The organism is Paucilactobacillus nenjiangensis (assembly GCF_008632615.1).
GTDB lineage: Bacteria > Bacillota > Bacilli > Lactobacillales > Lactobacillaceae > Paucilactobacillus > Paucilactobacillus nenjiangensis.
In genome coordinates, this window is the sequence record NZ_CP043939.1 from 804,913 (window position 1) to 824,992 (window position 20,080).

The following is a 20,080-nucleotide window of genomic DNA, read 5'->3' on the forward strand; positions in this document are numbered from 1 at the left end:
TGAAATGCCTTCGTACATATAATATGTATCTAACTTAAATAAATGATGCTTCCAAGGTGTCCTGGAGTCTTTTGAACCCTCGGTGGATCCGCTTCAGAGACTTCTCGTTATAAACATTAAACTGAGAAACCAGGAAGCGATCCAGTGAATCTTCCGTTGGAAATTGTTCTTTGTGGTGGGTGGTGCGCTTGAGATGCTTATTAAAGTTCTCAATCAGGTTAGTGGAGTATAGTGATTGCCGGATAGCTGGTGGAAAGTCCATGAAAGTGAGTAAATTCGGCATTTTAAGCAGATCTTTGATTAATTTGGGATAGGTCTGATGCCAGTTGTTGGCGAACTCATTCAGTTTCAGTTCGGCTGCTTCACGGTTGGCGGCCCGATGAACTTGTTTAAAGTCACTGATCACGGCCTTGCGGTCTTTTACGCGAACTTTGTTCATCAGATTCCGCCCAACATGAACCAGGCAACGTTGTCGTTTGGCTTTAGGGAAATGCCGATTCAAGCCTTCATCCAAACCAACTAACCCATCGGCCACAAACAACAGCACATCTTTAACGCCCTGCTTGATCAAGGTTCCCAGCAGTTCAGTCCAGATTCCAGTCGATTCCGTTGGCGCCACTTGGTAGTTCAGCACTTCTTTCGTACCATCTGGACGAATGCCAATCGCAATATGAACGGCTTCTTTTTGAACGGTATCCCGCTTTAACGGCAAGTAAGTGGCATCTAAGAAGATGGCCGCATATTGTGAAGCCAGTCGACGTTGCTGGAAAGCTTGAACCTGTTCATTGACGGCTTTAGTCATGTTGGAAACCGTGGCTTTGGAGTAGTGAGCACCGTACATTTTCTCAATAAGTTCGGCAATTTCAGCAGTGGTAATTCCCTTGGTATACAACTGAATGACCGTTGTTTCTAAATTATCACTGTGCCGACCGTAGGCTGGCAAGGTATGATTTTCAAACCGGCCATTGCGATCTCGAGGAATGGTTAAGTTAAGTTGGCCGTACTTCGTATCAAACGAGCGCTCATAACTGCCGTTGCGGTTATTACCAGTGTTAATCCCAGCGTATGAGTAGCGTTCGTAACCCAAAAACTCTGCCAATTCGGTTTGAAGCAGCTGGTTAATCGCAATTTCGAGGTGGTGACGAAAAACTTCGTCCAAATCTTGCTTTTGGGCTAGTGCAGCGATAATTTCTGTGGTAAGTTCATTCATGGGGAATGCCTCCTGTGATGTTTTCTGTGATTACTAAATATCATAAGGGAAGGCATTCACTATTTCTATACAATTCAGAAATCTTTTATGCATTTACACAAGATATTTTACGCTCTCTACAACGTCTACAAGTAGTGAAACAGTACCATTAAGCGAAACACCTTCGGGGGGCGATGTTTCAACAGTTACCGATTCAACGTTGTCGTCTAATGACGAGAGTGAAACGTCAAGTTCGGCACCTGCTGAAAATGACAGTGATGCTGCAACTACAGGTGTCGACGATACTACTGACGTAATTGTTTATAAAAATAATCCTGTAACGACAGTTACTGATGCGGACAAGAATGGATTAGCCATTCAAGAGGGACATACTTATTTTTATCAAAATGGGCAAAAGTTAAGTGGCCAACAGGCCTATGATAACAGTAGTTACTATTTCGATGCTGATACCTTTCAAATGAAAACTAATTATTTCTATTCTGCCAATGATAAATTATATTATTATGGTAACGATGGAAAAATGTATCAAAATCAGTATTATCAAAATTGGGGTGCTACTTATTATTTCGGTGATGATGGAGCCCGATTTACCAATCAATTTTTAACTAATGATGATGGAACTTCATATTTTGGTAATGACGGAATTCGATATGAAAATCGTTTTTACAGCAACTGGGGTTCGCTATATTATTTTGGTACAGACGGAAAACTCTTTGTAAATAAATTTTATTCGAATTGGGGTAATATGTATTACTTCGGTGACGGTGGAATTCGTTATACTAACAAGTTTTACTCTAATTGGGGAGCTTTATACTATTTTGGATCAGATGGAGCGAGGTATACGAATAAATTCTATTCCAATTGGGGTAGTATGTATTACTTTGGATCAGATGGAGCACGCTATACCAACCGGTTTTATCATAATTGAAATAAATTGTATTATTTCGGCGGTGATGGAGCTCTACTGAAAAATACAAAATTTAAATATAATTACATTGATTTTTATGCAAATAATGCTGGTGAATTAAGTTTAGAAAATAAAATTAATGCGTATATAATATCTACTGGTAAAGTTCATGCCAACATTGAAACACAAATATGGCAAGGATATCCAACCGATAGTTCAATGGAGTACCGATATGGAAAACCGGAGGGTGTTGTCGTTCATGAAACTGCAAACTACAACGATAGTATTTCTGGCGAAATTAATTATGCAATGAATCATTATAATAGTGCTTTTGTTCATTCATATGTGGACGATTCAAGAATTATCAATGTAGCTAATACCGACTTAAAGTGCTGGGGGAGTGGCGGAGGCGGCAATGCCAGATTTGTTCAATTTGAACAAGTTGAAGTACACTCAGCCGACTCATTTGCCAGTGAAGTGAATAATGCAGCATATTATACAGCGTATCTGTTGAACAAATATGGTCTTGGGGTTCAAACTGAACAAAACGGATCTGGCACAATTTGGTCACACCATAATGTTTCTCAAAATCTGGTAGATACAGACCATACAGATCCAGATGGATATTGGACAACCAATGCGAATTCATTTTTTGGGACAGGATACAATATGGCTACATTTACGGAGCTAGTTGAATATTACTATGTACAATTTTAATTTTTAATAAAATGTTACCTCAGTATTACATTGGGGTGACATTTTTATTTATAACCAAAAATTTCATGAGTAATATGTTAATATTTCGTTAAACCGTTTAATTTAGGGGTATTAATTAAAGGAGTATTTGGAATGAATGAAATTGTGAGATTTAAAATGTTCAAAAAAGGTAAGACATGGTGCATATGTGCAATGGCTACAGCAGCATTGATTGTCGGAGTTGCAAGTGGTCAAAACAGTGCGCAAGCAGACAGCGAGAACAATAATTTAGTTGGGACTGATGCATTAGTTGAATTAGAAGCGGTTTCACAAACTAATTCTGTTGTTCTTCAAGATGACACAGCAGCCACCAGTGACACAGCAGCCACCAGTGACACAACAGCCACCAGTGACACAACAGCCACCAGTGACACAGCAGCCACCAGTGACACAGCAGCCACCAGTAGTGACACAGCAGCCACCAGTGACACAGCAGCCACCAGTGACACAACAGCCACCAGTGACACGGCAGCCTCAAGTGACACAGCAGCCACCAGTGACACAACAGCCACCAGTGACACGGCAGCCTCAAGTGACATAGAATCTGCTGGATCAGAAGTTTCATCCAATTCTATAATTTATAAGAATAATTTGGATAGTACTGTTACTGATTCAGATAAGAACGGCATGGCTATTCAAAATGGTAAAACTTATTTGTATCAGAACGGGAAAAAATTAAGTGGGCAGCAAAACTATGAAAATAATACCTACTATTTTGACAGTACTACTTTCGAGATGAAAACCAACTATTTCTATTCTGCCAATGATAGACTCTATTATTTTGGCAATGATGGGAAAATGTATCAAAATCAATATTATAAAAATTGGGGTGCGACATACTATTTCGGGACAGATGGTTCTCGTTATACAAATCAATTTTTAACGACCGATGAAGGAACGTCTTATTTTGATAATGATGGAATCCGTTTTGAAAATCGGTTTTACAGTAACTGGGGTGAATTGTATTACTTTGGTTCAGATGGGCAACTGTTCGTAAACAAATTTTACAGTAACTGGGGAAATTTATATTACTTTGGTGACGCAGGAATTCGTTATACAAATAAATTCTATTCAAATTGGGGAGCACTTTACTACTTCGGTCAAGATGGAGCAAGGTACACGAATAAATTTTATTCAAATTGGGGAGGTATGTATTACTTTGGATCTGACGGAGTAAGATATACAAATAAGTTCTATACTAATTGGGGTAAAATTTATTATTTTGGTGATGATGGAGTGCGTGCAACAAATAAATCAGTTAATTTAGGATTTGGAAACATCTTCTTTAATGGTGATGGTGAATTAGCATATAGTGGGAACAGCTTTTTATCAAGCATTGTAAATGCAGCTGTTTTAGGTTGGAGTAAGTATGGAGTTTTACCTTCACTCACATTGTCACAAGCAATTATTGAGAGTGGATGGGGTAATTCAACATTGGCATCTGTATATCATAATTTATTCGGAATAAAGGGATCGTACAATGGTCAGTCAGCTAATATGGCAACTGGTGAATATTTAAATGGATCTTATGTCACCGTTAATGCTGGCTTTAGAGCATATCCAACAAATGATGCCAGTGTGTTAGATCATGCACTTTTCTTGACTCAAAATTCTAGATATTCAAACTTACTTTGGGATAAGAGTTTTGTTAGTGTTACAACCAAAATAAGACAAGACGGTTATGCAACTTCGCCAACATATACATCAACTTTACAAAATACTATTAATACCTATCATTTGAATTTATTTGATCAACTGGGATTTGTATTGTAATTGGAATAATTGAACAAAACACTTCAACAATACATTTTAGATATATAGATAAGTATTAACAGTAATCCCGATTATTGGAATTTCCAATAATCGGGATTTATTGTGTTAAAATGACTATTGTTGTGTTCACAGTAGAAAATTTAACAGACTTGTTCGAATATTGACTCAACAATTATAAAATAGAATTTGAATTGTAGATACATTAAGGAGATACATTAAATGGATAAGATTTCGATTGTTGTTCCTTGTTACAATGAAGAAGAAATGATAGCTCTTTTTTTACAAACCTGCGAAGCTACGATAACTGCGATGAGTAATGTTGTTTCCGAGTATTGGTTTATTGATGATGGATCTAGAGATAATACACTTGAAGAAATAAAAAAATTAAACAAACGGTTACCAGAAAAAGTGCATTACATATCATTTTCAAGAAACTTTGGGAAAGAAGCAGCATTGTACGCTGGACTTGAAGCAGCTACAGGTGAATATGTTGTTGTTATGGATGTAGACTTGCAAGACCCACCTGAGTTGATGACTAAAATGTTTGATATTATCAAAAATAATGAAATTGATTGTGTTTCAACTCGAAGAAGCAATCGAAAGGGTGAGCCAATAATCCGCTCTTTTTTCTCAAATATGTTTTATCGTGTCATTAATTCTATCTCAACTACAAATATTATTAATGGGGCTAGAGATTATAGAATGATGACTCGAAAAATGGTATCAGCAGTTTTAGAATTAACGGAATATAATAGGTTTTCAAAAGGAATTTTTAGTTGGGTCGGATTTAAAACTGAATACATTGAATATGAGAATATCGAAAGGGCTGCAGGAACAACAAGTTGGTCCTTTTGGAAATTGTTGAGGTATTCGATTGATGGTATAACAGATTTTTCTGAGGTCCCATTATCAATAGCATCATGGGTTGGGATGATTTCTTTTATTGGATCAATGATTGGTATTGCTTTTATTATAATCAGAGCAATTATTGTACCTGGAAGTAGTGTTTATGGCTGGGCATCTTTGATTTGTGTATTTTTATTGCTTGGTGGAATTCAACTTTTATGCCTAGGAATTGTTGGAAAATATATTGGTAAAATTTATATGCAATCCAAAAAAAGGCCTATTTACTTAGAGAAAGATAGAAAGTAATTCAATACCAAATGGTATTAATAAAACACATTAGTTTCACAAACTAAAATATTTCGTTACTTTTTAGTATATGGCAGATTGCAAGAAATAACTTGAACAAATTTAGTAACGCAGATCACGCAAAAAGATCTCAATCGGTGTTCGCCAATTTAAACATTTGAGTGGTCGGGAATTCAAATACCAGTTAATTTGAATCAATTCATCATCGGTAATCTCATCAATCGGTTGACCTTTGGGAATGAAGCGGCGTAGTACTCGGTTGCGATTTTCATTACTGCCTCGTTCATGTGGCGAATAAGCGTGCGCAAAGTACAGCGGAACACCGGTCTGTTCTTCAATCAAATTGTAGTTGGCGAATTCTTTCCCATGGTCAACAGTAAGGGTCTTGAGATTATCTCCTAACTGGTTAGCCAATTCTAAAATAGCCTTGGTCATTGAAGTACTATCTCGTCCATTAAGCCGTTTAACGATGGTAAGCCGACTCTTACGCTCGACAAACGTAGCTACTGCTTGACCTTTACGTTTTCCAGATAAAACTGTATCAGCTTCGAAGTGACCTGAAGTATTACAATCAGAAATTTCAGCTGGACGATCTTCGATGGAACGTCCATGACTAAAAGTACCACGGGTTTCTTTAGCTCGTTTGCGACGAATACCATGGTCAGGTAAATCAGTCACATTAATATCCAGTAGTTCCTGATCAATCCAGTTATAGATGGTTTTGTAGGCAATTCTAACTACATGAGCCACTTGTTCAATTGACCATTTTTGGATCTTGATTTTTTCTTCAATCAATCGCTTTAGGTTAGTCGTTAAGATGGTTTTACGACCACGATGACTAAGTTTAACTTCATGGTCAGTTTGAGCCCTAACTGCGTTATACTCACCAGCTAAGTGATGAACCTCATTAAAGATAGTGGTTTTACTAAAGCCTAAATAATCGGCAATATATTGAAGTGAGTGCTTTTCATGATGAAGTGTTTCGATGACAACGCGGTCTTCAAATGATAAAATAGTGGTGCCCATAAAGGTTTCTAGTGGAATGTTGTGGTGACACCATTAAAGGCCTTTATGGGTTTTTCTGTCCACTAATATGTTCAACTTAAATTTTACAATCTACCATATTATTAAATTAGTGTGAATATTAATACTTTGAGGTCAATAAATCACGTAACAGGAGAACTAATGCATGAAGTTACTTAAAAATGGCTATATACAATTACTAATAGTTTCAATTTTTACTAGTATTATCTACGTTTTTAGTATGTACAACAGGTTGTCACTGATGTATGGCGGTGGTATAGGAAATGATTTACTTTTTCATATTTCTCGATTAGATGGTTTGAGGGCAGTCTGGACTAATCCAATTAATTTTGTAACTTTCGGTGGTACTGGTTCTGGAGTGAATTTCTTTTATCCATGGCTAACATATTATCCGGCTATAGTGATTCATTTTTTAATTAAAAACTGGGTTATTACTATGTTGGTATTCTTTGTTTTATTAACAGTGTTAACTTTTGACATTGCTTATTATTACAGTGGATTTATTTTGGAAAACAAAGTACAAAAATATGTCTTTGCTGTTTTATATGTTTTTTCTACAGATAGATCTATTACTTTATTTCAACGGTCTGCTATCGGTGAAGTAATAGCTTTTGCTTTTTTACCAATGGTTATTGCGAGCTTTTACAAGTTAATTACCGATGATAATAAAATTTATGTTCTGCATCTTGCTGTGGGTATGGCCTTAATCGTATATAGTCATGTCTTGAGTGTTGTAATTTGTTGTTTTTTTCTTTTCTTGTTGTTTTGCTTAAATCTAACCAAACTAATTAATCATAAATACAGACTTTATAATCTTTTCAAAAGTATAGTATTTACATTGCTATTAACAACGTTCTTTTGGGGACCGTTATTTGAACAAGGATTCTTTCAAAAGATTTCTAGACCATACACCCCGGAATTGTTTGACGGAGCTTTGAGTATAAAATCATTTTTTCTGAATATAGCAAATAATTCGTTTGACCCATCGCTTGGTATCATACTGTTTATTGGTTTTGTTATTAGTTGCTGTGCATTTAGATCAATGAATCTTGCAATAAGACAAATGTTTTATTTGAGTTTGATTGGTATGTTTTTGTCAACCCAACTTTTTCCGTGGTTTGCCCTACAGAACACTCCAATAACGATAATTCAGTTTCCATTTAGATTCTTGGGTATTACGACGGTGTGTGTATGTTTTTGTATTGCATCACTTTTCAAAGAACCAACTAAGATTCCATTTTTAATTGCATGTTTTTTAGCATTATGCTGTGTTCAAATCACAATGACACACAATATAAAAGGGAATGCGGTACATTTAAGTAATAATCAAGATTATCTTTTAAGCACGAAAAGTATAAAATGGCAGCAAGATTATTACCCTAAGATTTCAACAACTTCAAAAAATCTTAGCTCAATTAGAAATCATATTTTTTATGACAGAAATGGAAAGAAAATTAATGTCAATTCTCATTCCTCGGCAACAAAAGAAATTTTTTATTTAAATACTAAAAGTGAAAGATATATCAATACACCATTTTTGTACTATAAAGGAGTTAGCGCAAGTGCAAATGGTAAAAAATTGGAAATAAGGGAGTCCAATCGTGGAACTGTAGAAGTTTATTTCAAAGAGGCCACTTCAGATGAAATTATTATTTCAAGTCATTACACGTTAGTTGCAAAAGTTTCAATATTTATTTCGGCCACTACTACGTTAATTACTTTTATTTTATTTATGAAACAAAGAAAAAGTCTATAAATTTTTATATTTGTTATTAAAAAATTTATATGATGGGATAAATTAAAAAAAGATTGTTATCAAGAAAGAAAAACGACTAACACTGACATTTATATGAGAAAAAGCATGAATCTTTATTAAAACTGTTTTAAATTTATAAATACGATTGCAGTTGACCTAGGTTTATTGGTATGATAATTGTTGTGTAAAAGTCTAAAATTTATATGAAGGATCGTATGTACCGTGACAGATAAGAAAATACAATTGACTGAAAAACCGTTTTATACTTTTTTTAAACGACTATTTGATATCTTATTCTCAATGATTGGATTGATTGTTCTAATCCCGTTGTTTTTTATTGTATCTGTTTGTATTTTAATTGATGATCCTAAGGGTCCAATTTTTTATTCACAAACACGAGTAGGTAAGAATGGAAAAGCATTTAAAATGTATAAATTTAGATCAATGGTTTCTAATGCTGATGAAATCTTGGAAAAATTAAGAAGTAAAAATGAAATATCAGGTGCTATGTTTAAGTTAAAAAATGATCCTAGAATTACAAAAGTGGGTAGAATAATTAGAAAATACAGTTTAGATGAGTTACCACAGTTATTAAATGTTATCCAGGGATCTATGAGTTTAGTTGGTCCTAGGCCACCACTTCTTAGTGAAGTGGCTCAATATACTGAATTTGATAAGCAAAGGTTACTGGTTCGACCGGGATGTACAGGCTTGTGGCAGGTTGGTGGAAGAAATGACGTAAGTTTTGATGAAATGGTTAGGCTAGACCTAGAGTACATAACACATAGAAGTCTGCTACTGGATGCTCAGATTATTTTCAAGACAGTCCTCGTAATGCTTAAACCGAATGGAGCGTATTAAAAAATTGACAAGTTCGAAGCGATTAGTTCATCAATTTAAACATTCCATTAAGCAAAAAGTTTCTCCAGAACAAATTTATTTTTTTGCTTTTATTTTGTACTTTGTGACTAGCTTTGTGCAAACTTCTATGTTTAATAGTGTAATTTCATTTCATTTAATCAATTATTGTGGATATGTTGCACTAGGGTTGTTAGGTGTTAAATTAGTATTTTATCAAACATATACTAAGGCTGAGTTCTTGTTTATTTTTATTTGTATTTTGACGGCGCTACTAACATGGTACTTTTCGAAATCAACACTAGCGCTATACATGATTATGTTCATGATAAGTTCCAAAGATGTTAATAAGGATAAAATTATTGAATGGTACTTCTGGATTGGTCTGATAATGATAACAATTATCATTGTATCATCTCAATTAAACATTATCCCTGACTTGAAGTATATCCGTGATGGTGGAGTGAGACACTCATTTGGAATCATATATCCAACAGATTTTGCATCACATATTTTTTACTTAATCTTAGCTTATTGCTATCTGTTCTTTGAAAAATTAAATTGGAAAAGATATTCATTTTTTGTTGTTATAGCAGTATTCCTCTATATTTTCAGTGATGCCAGATTGGATACATTATGCATACTTGCAATAATTCCAATTATGTATTTTATTAAGTTAAAGTGTAAAATAATAAATTATTATTGGTTTGCCCCAATATTATTAGCCGTCATCATATCGTTTTCAACTGTACTGTATGGATTGAAAATGAAAATATTTTATGAATTAGATTCGGTATTATCTTCAAGGTTGTCCTTGGGTAGTACTGGTTTTACCGATTATGGATTACAGCTGTTTGGAAATCATATTATGGAATATGGTTGGGGTGGTGAATCTGGAATTAAGGCATATAAGGCTGCTAGCGGAAGCTTTAAGTATTTCATGATTGATTCGTCATTTATCAGATTACAGCTGATATATGGAGTGATTTTTACTATTTTGATAATGTTCATTATAACCAGAGCATCTTTTAAAGCAACGCTACAGCAAAAGTATGTGTTTTGTGGAATCTTGTTATTACTGTCGTTGAGTAGCGTTGTAGATCAACATATGTTGGAAATCGCGTATAATCCGTTCTTAATTTTATGCATGTCATTTATTTTTGAACACGAAGAGAAAGTAAGGGGAAATCAACTTGGCTAAAAGGTATTCTATAAAAGATTTATTTAATTTAATGTTTAGACATATTATCATCATCTTTGCTTTTGGAATTGTTCTGTCTGTTGTGTTTGGTGGGATGGCCAAGATGAAACAAAAGACTACCTACAGTGCTTCGAGTAGTGTAATGGTTGCGAATGAACATTCTGCTGATAAAAGTTATAATGTTAAAAACGATTTAGGGATGATGCAAACATATGCAGATGTTGCGAGTGATGGTGTCATACTAAAAAATGCTCAAAAAAATTTAAAGAAAAACTCTCATGTTAATGTTTCAATTTCTGAATTATCTGATTATGTTAAGGTTGAAGCCAGAGACGACTCATTTGTTCTCGATTTTAAAGTGGATAGTGGTAGCAAAAAAAAATCCCAAACTATTGTCAACACAGTTGTTAATAGTTATAAACAATTGGCCCCTCAAGTGGTAGAAAATCAAATCGATGTTAAAGTTTTAAGTACTGCTAAACAAAATGTTGTTTCTTCAAGGACATCGCCATCGGTGAAAAAGTATGTGTTGGTGGGGGCCGCTATTGGAGTACTATTAGGAATGGTACTAGTTTTTGCTAAAGATACTTGGAAATATATGGGATAGTTTTAAATTAAAAATTATTATAGGATGAAATCATGAATATCAAAGTTTTAGTTGCTACACATAAAAAATATGAAATGCCAACAGACGATTCTCTGTATCTTCCAATTTTTGTAGGGAAAACTTTGCATCCTGATGCAAGTTTGCCTTACACGGGTGATAATTCTGGAGTTAACATCTCTGAAAAAAATACAAGTTATAACGAGTTGACAGCACTTTACTGGGCATGGAAAAACTTAAATGCGGATGCCATTGGACTAGATCATTACAGAAGATATATGAGTTTATCCAAGGACAAAAGTATTTCTAAAGTTTTGACTAGAAACGAAATTGAAGGATTGCTAACCAATGTAGATATTATTCTGCCAAAGAAACGTAATTATATTATTCAGTCCAATTACAATCATTATGTTCATGCCCATCACTCAGATCCGCTCGATGAGACATCTAAAATAATTCATGATCAGTATCCAGAATATTTTTTGGCTTTCGAAAACGTCATGAAGTCGAAGTCAGCCCATATGTTTAACATGTTCATAATGAAAAAAGACAAATTTGATGAGTATTGCGAATGGCTATTTGATATTCTGTACTTATTAGAAGACAAAATAGATACAAGTGAATATGATGCGTACGAAAAAAGAGTTTATGGGTTTGTAAGTGAATTATTGCTGGATGTTTGGCTAGAAACAAATGGTTACTCATATAAAGAGGTAAATCTAGTGCACATGGAAAGCCAAAAATGGCTGAGTAAAGGATTTAGATTTTTAGGTAGAATGTTTGTGAAGTCGAGGAAATAAAGTGAAAACAATCCAGATAGTTAGCCCGTTTTTATCGGGACATGGCGGAACCGAAACAGTAATTGGAATGGTTATGTCAAATCAAGAACTTAAACAATCTTATCATTTTCAATTATTTTTAAGTAGCGGAACATCTGACTCAAGTTGGATTGATAAATTTGAATTATCTTCAGACCAAGTAAAAAGTGCTCCGTCAAATAAAATAATCCAATTGGGCACGATAATAGCTTACTTTGCAAACAGCAAATCTGATATTGTCATTTGTATGACTGGAAGAATTGTGGAAATTGCTTTTTATGTTAGAAAAGTATTTCATAAAAAATATAAGATTGTGTCTTGGATTCATTTCTCACTTTTTGATGAGAAGAATGTTAGGTATAACAAATTACATCTTGCAGATAGGCATTTAGCAATAAGCTCGGGAATCGTTGAGCAGTTAGTTTCGCTTGGTATTAATGAAGAAGATTGTTATCTTGTTTATAATCCCGTTAATGTTGAAAAACAAGTTGTTATCAACAACAAAGTTAAGAATGAATTTGTGTTCATCGGACGTCCAGAACTTCAAGGGCAAAAAAATTTATATGAAATGTTTTCTATTTTACAACAGCTTAAAAATTATTGGCATCTTACAATTTATGGTTCAGGTGAGGGGCTGGAAGAAACAAAGAAATTTGTTGAAGATAACGGTATAATTAACCATGTAACTTTTGAGGGTTGGGTTGCAGAACCGTGGAAACATATACATTCCGCAACTGCTGTTTTACTGACATCTCGATATGAGGGGTTCCCGATGGTATTAGTTGAGTCATTAAGTCATGGTATACCTGTCATTAGTTCTGATTGTCCGGTAGGCCCCAAAGATATCGTAGACAATAAGCACAATGGGTTTCTGTACACTCTAGGTAATATAAAGCAGGCCGCCCTGTACTTAAACTCATTAAATGAGTCAACGCCTTTATTTTCCACAGAAAACGTCAAAAATTCAATTAATAAATTTTCCACAGTTAATTACAATAAAAGATTTATTAAAGCATTGAATTTTGAGGAGAACGAATAGTGAATTTATCAATCATCATACCTGCCTATAATGCTGAAAAAACAATCGCGGATTGTTTGGATAGTTTAGAAATACAACGCACAACAATATATGACTTTGAAGTCATTGTCGTTGATGATGGATCAACAGATGCGACATTATCAGTACTAAATCAGTTACAAAGCAAATTTGATTGGTTAAAGGTAATTCATCAGTCAAATTCTAAGCAGGCGACTGCACGCAACACTGGGATGTTATATGCGAGTGGTGATTATTACTGTTTTATTGATGCAGATGATAAAATTGCAGTAAACTATGTTGAAAAGATGCTCAACTTAGCCTTTTCAAATAACTACCAACTAGTGGTGTGTGGAATTCAAAAAGTTTGGAATGATGATGCAAGCAATAAAGTCGTTGAGAGCAAAAGTATTTTTTCCGAGGCGTTAACAAAGACAAAAAAGAAAATGATTGGTGATCTGCTTAATAATAATAATGAGGCAGATGTTGGGCTTTGGAACAAAATCTATGCCTCTAAAGTTATTGAAGATAATAAAATTCAGTTTAAAAATGAAAATTTTTTTGAGGATTCTCTTTTTAATTTAGAATTTCTTATTGCCGCAAATTTGAGCTTAATTATCACAACTGAGGAGGTTTTATATACTCTCAATAAACGTGATAATTTGAGTACAACTACAAGCTATTCCTCTAAGATGGATTTTTTAACAAACCAATTTATTAAGTTTGCAAATAAAGCTTTGTCTGATAATTTTAGTGAAATATCCTGGCGTAATAAAGTAATGAAGTCGTTGATTGTTAGATTAACTATTCATCAAATTAATTATCATTTGACTACTGATGAACATTGGACAACTAAAGATACCAGATTTATTGTTAAAAGCAACATTCAGTTTTATTTAATATTTAGTTATTACGATCTACCTAGAAAATATAAAATTAGTTGTCTTATACTTAAAATTATTCCAAGATTGTATGAGCGTATGTACACGATAAATAGCAGGGGAAGCAAGTGAAAACAACATTTAGCATTATTATTCCATTCAAAAACGCCAATAAGACATTATCAAAAGCAGTTGAGAGTGTTGTCGCACAATCAATGGATGATTATCATTTATTCTTGATTGACGATCATTCTGTTGATAATTCAACAGTGATTGCTCAAAGTTATTCAGACAAGTTTGAGCAAATTACATATTTACTTAGTGACGGTATGGGAGTTTCGGCTGCTCGTAATTTTGGATTAAAACAGGTTACAAGTGATTATGTATGTTTTGTTGATGCTGATGATTTTGTTGCAACTAATTATTTGAGTACTTTCCTTGATATTTTAAATGAAAATCCACAACTTGCAATAACAAACGTAACTGTGACGAGCAAGATTTTAAATACTGAAACAGAAAAGCAAGTAATGAACCGAGAAGAAACTTTAAAAGCTTTGTTTAGGAATGACTTGTTTGAGGGTTATTCTGTTAACAAGGCTTTTAAAGTTTCTGTTATTCATGATAATGACATACGATTTAATGAAAATATACAATATTCTGAAGATCTATTGTTTTGTTTTGAGTATATTCAACACATTGAAAAAGCTATTTTTCAAAATATAGACACCTATTTTTATGTGTTGGATAATAGTTCAACAATGGAAAAGTCTAAACTTGGATATGAATTTTCTGAAAACGAATTATCCGGCATTAAAGTTTTGTCGATGATTGAACGTAAGAATGATATCAAACAGCTTGATAAAATAATTAAGACAAGGCTAGTTTGGGCAAATAGTCTGATTTCAAGAAAATTAAGCTTTAACAATTCCAATGGAGAGTTAAGTCAATATCAAGCTAAAATTAGAAAACAATGTAGGCAATTTGTAACTCGCAATTTACTATTGTTTCTTGCAACTAGTTATTATGGTTTAAAGGACAAATTATTAGTTACGATTGACATTGTCTGTCCGACATTGTTAGTAAAAATGTGGAAACTTAAAAATGATTAATCAGAAAGTAGATAAATTCATGAGTAATTCTAAATCGATTACTGCGGTAGTCGTGACTTATAATAGATTAAAAATGTTACAAGAATGTATTCCAGCGTTACTAACTCAGAGCCAACAATTGAACAAGCTTGTAGTGGTAAATAATCATAGTAATGATGGAACTGAAGAATATTTGATGGACATTGATGACAAAAGACTGCTTGTTTTTAACTTAGATGATAATTTAGGCGGTGCCGGGGGATTTGAATTTGGAATTAAACAGGCTGTTGAGCACACTGATTCAGACTACATTTGGTTCATGGATGACGATACCATACCAACAGAAAATGCTAGTACTAATTTATTGATTGCAGCACATAAATTGAACGATGAGTTCGGCTTTTTGTGCAGTAACGTTAGATGGACCGACGGAAGTAGCACTAATATTCCTAAAGTTCATGACAAATGGCCAGAAAAAGTTTTGTATAACCTAATAAGAGTGACGGAAGCAACTTTTGTTTCTGTAATGGTTAAAAGGGAAAGTATAATCGAGTTTGGTTTGCCAGGAGCAGACTTTGTCATTTGGGGAGATGATACTGAATACACAGTTCGTTTATCACAAAAAAGTGCCTCGTATTTTGTTGAAGATAGTATAGTGCAACATAAAACAGTTAATAATCTCGCAAATGATACATTGGAAGAAATTGCCGTAAATAGAATTAATCGGTATTATTATATGTATCGAAATTTGATCTATATAACTCGAAAATACCAAGGCTCTGTAAAGATGTGGAAAAGAGTTCTCGGTAACGCTAAGGATTACTTTAAAGTGCTTTTTAAAGCGCATGATAATCGATTTAAAAGGTCAAATGCGATATTAAAGGGTACTTTGTCAGGGCTTATATTTCATCCATCAATCAAATTTCCAAAAGTGTGATAATATATTGATTGGACAATTGTAGATGTGTAGACAATAGATATATTAAATTCTATTTAAGGAGAAGCTATGGAAAATTATGACTATTTAGTTGTTGGATCAGGATTATTTGGTTCAACTTTTGCCTATGAGGCCGCAAAACGAGGCAAGAGAATAAAAGTTATTGAAAAAAGGGATCACATTGCTGGAAATATTTACACTCATGAGGTGGATGGAATTCAAGTTCACCAATATGGAGCACATATTTTTCATACTTCAAATAAACAAATATGGGATTACATACAGCAATTCGCTGAATTTAACCGATATACTAATAGCCCAGTAGCTAATTATAATGGTGAGATGTTTAATTTACCATTTAATATGAATACATTTAATAAATTATGGGGTGTTAACACCCCAGATGAAGCATTAAAAAAAATAGAAGAACAAAAGAAAAAGGCACGAATCGTAGGTGAACCCAAAAACTTGGAGGAACAAGCCATATCATTAGTTGGCACAGATATTTATGAAAAACTAGTAAAGGGCTATACCGAAAAGCAGTGGGGTAAAAAGGCTACTGAATTGCCTGCGTTCATTATAAGACGGTTACCAGTAAGATTAACGTATGACAATAATTATTTTAATGATTTATATCAAGGCATACCAATAGGCGGTTATACTCAAATTATTAAAAAAATGCTTGATAGTGAATTGATTGATGTTGAGACACAGACAGACTTTTTTGAGAATAAAGATCAGTATTTGAGCACTTTCCCAAAAATAATTTTCACTGGCATGATTGATGAGTTTTTTGATTACCGACTTGGAGAGCTAGAATATCGTAGTTTGAAATTTGAAACAGATGAGCTAAATATGAATAATTATCAAGGGAACGCTGTAATTAATTATACCGATGCAGAAACTCCTTTTACTCGTATTATCGAACATAAACATTTTGAATTTGGTAATGGTGATAAAAATAAAACTATCATCACAAGAGAATATCCGGCAAATTGGAAACGTGGGGATGAACCGTATTACCCAATGAACGACGCAAAAAACAATGAATTATATAAAAAATATAAAGAATTGGCAAATACAATCCCAAAAGTTTTATTTGGTGGTAGACTTGGTCAGTACAGATATTATGACATGCACCAAGTAATTCATGCAGCATTAACGGCTGTATCTCAGGAGTTTGATTAGTAAATGAAGGTTATAAAAAACTATCTTTATAATGCCGGGTATCAAGTTTTAATTTTACTTACTCCGTTAATTACCGTACCTTACGTGGCACGAGTGCTGGGAGCTGCTGGCAGTGGAATTAATTCTTATACAAATAGTTGGGTCCAAATATTTTATATGTTGGGCCAATTGGGAATCACGCTTTATGGAAATAGAGAAATTGCATATCACCGAGATGACGTTCATGAGAGATCTAGGATTTTTTTAGGAATTGAAATCTTGCAACTTATATCAATCGGCTGCACGCTCATCGTTTATATATTTGCAACAATTTTTTTTAGCACGACGTTTCAAACGTACTTTTTTTTACAAATATTGTGGTTAATTGCAGCTGGACTGGATGTTTCTTGGTTCTTTATGGGAATGGAAGACTTCAAAAAGACAGTGGAGCGGAATACAATTGTAAAGTTTGTCTCTATTGCTCTAATATTTATTTTGGTTAAACAAGAATCTGATTTAGGAAAGTATATAATTCTGCTAGGGCTTTCACAATTTGTTGGTAATCTGACATTGTGGCCATATTTGAAAAAAATGATTATTAAAGTTCCGTGGCGTGAATTAAAACCTTGGAAACACTTATATCCTTCAATTATTTTATTTATTCCAACTATATCAACTCAAATTTATCTTGTTGTTAATCGGTTGATGTTGGGCTCAATGGGTCCATCAGAAGCTTTAGGACAGTTTGACTATGCTGATAAGCTTGTGAAACTGATACTGGCCATTGTCACAGCTTCTGGAACAGTTATGCTACCTCATGTTGCAAATAAATTTGCTAAGGGTGATGTTTATGGAATTAGACGTGGATTGTATAATTCGTTTGATTTTGTAACGGCACTTGCGGTTCCACTCATGTTTGGATTAATGGCAATATCATTTAAGTTTGCTCCATGGTTCCTAGGTGACCAATACATTCCAACGGGGAAAATCATGTTTATTGAGGCTCCTGTCATTTTGCTGATTGCATGGAGTAATGTTACAGGAACTCAATATTTAATGCCTGTTAATCGCATTAAAGAATATACAATTTCCGTTACAGTAGGATCTGTTGTAAACATTGTTCTTAACATATTCTTAATAGAAGTTTTCAGCGCTAATGGTGCTGCACTCGCCACAGTTATTTCAGAGTTTGTTGTAACTGCAGTTCAAGTGATGTTTATTAGAACAACAATCAAGCGAAGAACTTTGTTCAAAGATACGTGGAGATACGGAGTTAGTGGAATTGTCATGTTTTTTGTTGTTTACCGAATAAGTATGACAATAAATATGACTCTTCCAAATTTAATTTTACAAATATTTGCAGGTGTTTTTGTCTATTTTGTTGCTTTGGTTATTACCAAGGCACCAATTATCGATAGTGCACAGGAATTGTTAACAGGATTAAAAAACAGAAACAAGTAGCTCTTTGAACATTTTAATGGAACAATATTAAGAGAGCTTTTTAAGAAACAGTTGATTGCACATTTGTGTTAAGAGGCTGTTTTTTGTATAGTTATGTGTGTGTAAGTTTGTGAATTTTATTTTATGTCTCAATTGTTTTTATTAGTATGGTAGGATGTGATTGTTTGAAAAACAGAGTTTACTGGATAGATATTGCTAGAGCGATAGGTATGTTGTTAATTATTATAGGTCATTCCTTGGGAAAGTATACATTGACGCCAATTGGATCAGTTGTATTTATGGTCAATGTGACAATCTTTTTTGTATTGTCAGGATATTTATATAAGCAAAAGAAATTTAGTAAGCAAGCAGTAAATCTTTGTTATAATGTGCTAATTCCATATATCATTACAGCTATTGGAATCGTTCTTATTTCAGAATTTGTAAATCATTTTGGACAGTTTAAAATTTTTACGACCGTGGGTGGAGCAGAAAATATAATAGAGCGAATTTTCTTTGGTATGGGTACAAATGTTAAATTAATATTTACAAATCATATTATGCCTCAAATTGGTGCAGTTTGGTTTTTAGTCGCTTTCTTTTGGACTAATATAATATTCAATGTATTGCATAGTTTGCTCACTGGAAAGAAATTGATATTTTATTTTTCAACAATCATCGTGGCAGTATTTGGGGTATATTTGACTAAGTGGGGAATGCTACCTTGGTCATTAAATGCAGCATTAATTGGTGTTTTTTTTATGGGTGCAGGAAGTATAATAAAAGGTACATCTATTTTTAATAGACATAAAATGATTATATTTTTATTTTGTCTCGTTTTATGCGTATTTTCTTCATTACAAGGATACTTTTGGTTTGATGTCGCGTACACGCAAAATGTGGTTTATGCAGCATTAGGTGGTATTTCAGGTAGCATAGCTATTATGCTTATGAGTCAAGGCATAGAAGTATTAAATATTAGGTATAATCTTAAATTTATTATTGACGCGCTTGCTTGGTTTGGTCGTTATTCGTTACCTGTGTTATGTGTCCATATAATAGAACTATCCAACACAAGAGGCGCAGAAATAATTAGTAACCACCTGATGGGGCATAGTTCTTTGCTTATAATGTTTGTTATAATCATTTATCGAATTGTATTCGTTACTATAGGGGTGATTGTATTAAGACATTTACCAATTTTAAAATCAATATATTTTAACAGAGAGTTTCCATTTTACTGGCAAAAACGTGATTCATAGTTTACTCACAAATTTTGGTACCACCATCATCACAATAATGATTCTTTGTCAAGAAAGTATGGTTCTTTTTCAAGAAGTACTGATGACCTAGAATTTCACAATCTTTAACATCAAGCTGCTAATTTCTCCATTGTTGGGGAATTAGCAGTGGACCATGTAGAAGTAAAAACAACATTTTGGAGTATTTAAT

At 33.7% G+C, this 20,080-nt stretch carries 18 protein-coding genes; 16 read left to right on the forward strand and 2 right to left on the reverse strand.

Annotation, left to right across the window (positions count from 1 at the left end; all coding sequences use genetic code 11):
• Positions 1–34 precede the first annotated feature (34 nt).
• Positions 35–1,210, reverse strand: a complete 1,176-nt coding sequence (locus F0161_RS04065) for an IS256 family transposase (RefSeq protein ID WP_150203794.1) — start codon at positions 1,208–1,210, stop codon at positions 35–37.
• A 199-nt stretch (positions 1,211–1,409) separates the two neighbouring features.
• Here F0161_RS04065 and F0161_RS11400 point away from each other — a divergent pair, with 199 nt between their 5' ends.
• The 4 genes from F0161_RS11400 (at position 1,410) to F0161_RS04095 (ending at position 5,798) form a co-directional block, all read left to right on the forward strand.
• Positions 1,410–2,138: a hypothetical protein gene (locus tag F0161_RS11400; protein WP_190318910.1), complete on the forward strand. Its 729-nt coding sequence runs from the start codon at positions 1,410–1,412 to the stop codon at positions 2,136–2,138.
• Between the two features lie 6 nt (positions 2,139–2,144).
• Entirely contained in the window at positions 2,145–2,834 is a 690-nt protein-coding gene (locus F0161_RS04075; protein WP_225423209.1) for a peptidoglycan recognition protein family protein, read from the forward strand.
• A 132-nt stretch (positions 2,835–2,966) separates the two neighbouring features.
• A complete protein-coding gene (locus F0161_RS11405) occupies positions 2,967–4,646 on the forward strand; it encodes a glucosaminidase domain-containing protein (RefSeq protein WP_190318911.1) in 1,680 nt (559 codons plus the stop codon).
• Positions 4,647–4,865: 219 nt separating this feature from the next.
• Complete coding sequence (locus tag F0161_RS04095; RefSeq protein WP_150203795.1) at positions 4,866–5,798, forward strand: glycosyltransferase family 2 protein; 933 nt, start codon at positions 4,866–4,868, stop codon at positions 5,796–5,798.
• A gap of 102 nt (positions 5,799–5,900) precedes the next feature.
• Here the strand turns inward: F0161_RS04095 and F0161_RS04100 are convergent, their stop codons facing one another.
• A complete protein-coding gene (locus tag F0161_RS04100) occupies positions 5,901–6,824 on the reverse strand; it encodes an IS30 family transposase (protein WP_150203796.1) in 924 nt (307 codons plus the stop codon).
• 163 nt (positions 6,825–6,987) lie between these two features.
• Here F0161_RS04100 and F0161_RS04105 point away from each other — a divergent pair, with 163 nt between their 5' ends.
• The 12 genes from F0161_RS04105 to F0161_RS04160 all read left to right on the forward strand — a co-directional run bounded on the left by F0161_RS04105 (position 6,988) and on the right by F0161_RS04160 (position 19,890).
• Entirely contained in the window at positions 6,988–8,598 is a 1,611-nt protein-coding gene (locus F0161_RS04105; RefSeq protein WP_150203797.1) for a 6-pyruvoyl-tetrahydropterin synthase-related protein, read from the forward strand.
• 222 nt (positions 8,599–8,820) lie between these two features.
• The gene (locus F0161_RS04110) at positions 8,821–9,459 is read left to right on the forward strand and encodes a sugar transferase (RefSeq protein WP_225423210.1); all 639 of its coding nucleotides are present in this window, start codon (positions 8,821–8,823) and stop codon (positions 9,457–9,459) included.
• Positions 9,446–10,657: a hypothetical protein gene (locus F0161_RS04115; RefSeq protein WP_150203798.1), complete on the forward strand. Its 1,212-nt coding sequence runs from the start codon at positions 9,446–9,448 to the stop codon at positions 10,655–10,657. Before F0161_RS04110 ends, F0161_RS04115 begins: the two co-directional genes overlap by 14 nt.
• Positions 10,650–11,264 (forward strand): YveK family protein, encoded by a 615-nt coding sequence (locus F0161_RS04120; RefSeq protein ID WP_150203799.1) that lies wholly within the window; start codon positions 10,650–10,652, stop codon positions 11,262–11,264. Before F0161_RS04115 ends, F0161_RS04120 begins: the two co-directional genes overlap by 8 nt.
• A 32-nt stretch (positions 11,265–11,296) precedes the next feature.
• Positions 11,297–12,061 carry a DUF4422 domain-containing protein gene (locus F0161_RS04125; RefSeq protein ID WP_150203800.1) on the forward strand — a complete coding sequence of 255 codons (765 nt, stop codon included), beginning with the start codon at positions 11,297–11,299 and terminating at the stop codon, positions 12,059–12,061.
• Between the two features lies 1 nt (position 12,062).
• Complete coding sequence (locus F0161_RS04130) at positions 12,063–13,118, forward strand: glycosyltransferase (RefSeq protein ID WP_150203801.1); 1,056 nt, start codon at positions 12,063–12,065, stop codon at positions 13,116–13,118.
• Positions 13,118–14,128 (forward strand): glycosyltransferase family 2 protein, encoded by a 1,011-nt coding sequence (locus tag F0161_RS04135; protein ID WP_190318912.1) that lies wholly within the window; start codon positions 13,118–13,120, stop codon positions 14,126–14,128. The genes F0161_RS04130 and F0161_RS04135 overlap by 1 nt, the downstream gene beginning before the upstream one ends.
• Positions 14,125–15,105: a glycosyltransferase family 2 protein gene (locus F0161_RS04140; protein WP_150203803.1), complete on the forward strand. Its 981-nt coding sequence runs from the start codon at positions 14,125–14,127 to the stop codon at positions 15,103–15,105. Before F0161_RS04135 ends, F0161_RS04140 begins: the two co-directional genes overlap by 4 nt.
• Entirely contained in the window at positions 15,098–16,021 is a 924-nt protein-coding gene (locus tag F0161_RS04145) for a glycosyltransferase family 2 protein (RefSeq protein ID WP_225423212.1), read from the forward strand. The genes F0161_RS04140 and F0161_RS04145 overlap by 8 nt, the downstream gene beginning before the upstream one ends.
• A 69-nt stretch (positions 16,022–16,090) precedes the next feature.
• On the forward strand, positions 16,091–17,209 hold the full coding sequence (gene glf / locus F0161_RS04150; RefSeq protein ID WP_150203804.1) for a UDP-galactopyranose mutase: 1,119 nt from the start codon (positions 16,091–16,093) through the stop codon (positions 17,207–17,209).
• Positions 17,210–17,212: 3 nt separating this feature from the next.
• Entirely contained in the window at positions 17,213–18,649 is a 1,437-nt protein-coding gene (locus tag F0161_RS04155) for a flippase (RefSeq protein WP_150203805.1), read from the forward strand.
• A gap of 164 nt (positions 18,650–18,813) precedes the next feature.
• Positions 18,814–19,890 (forward strand): acyltransferase family protein, encoded by a 1,077-nt coding sequence (locus tag F0161_RS04160; protein ID WP_190318913.1) that lies wholly within the window; start codon positions 18,814–18,816, stop codon positions 19,888–19,890.
• The last annotated feature ends 190 nt before the right edge of the window (positions 19,891–20,080 follow it).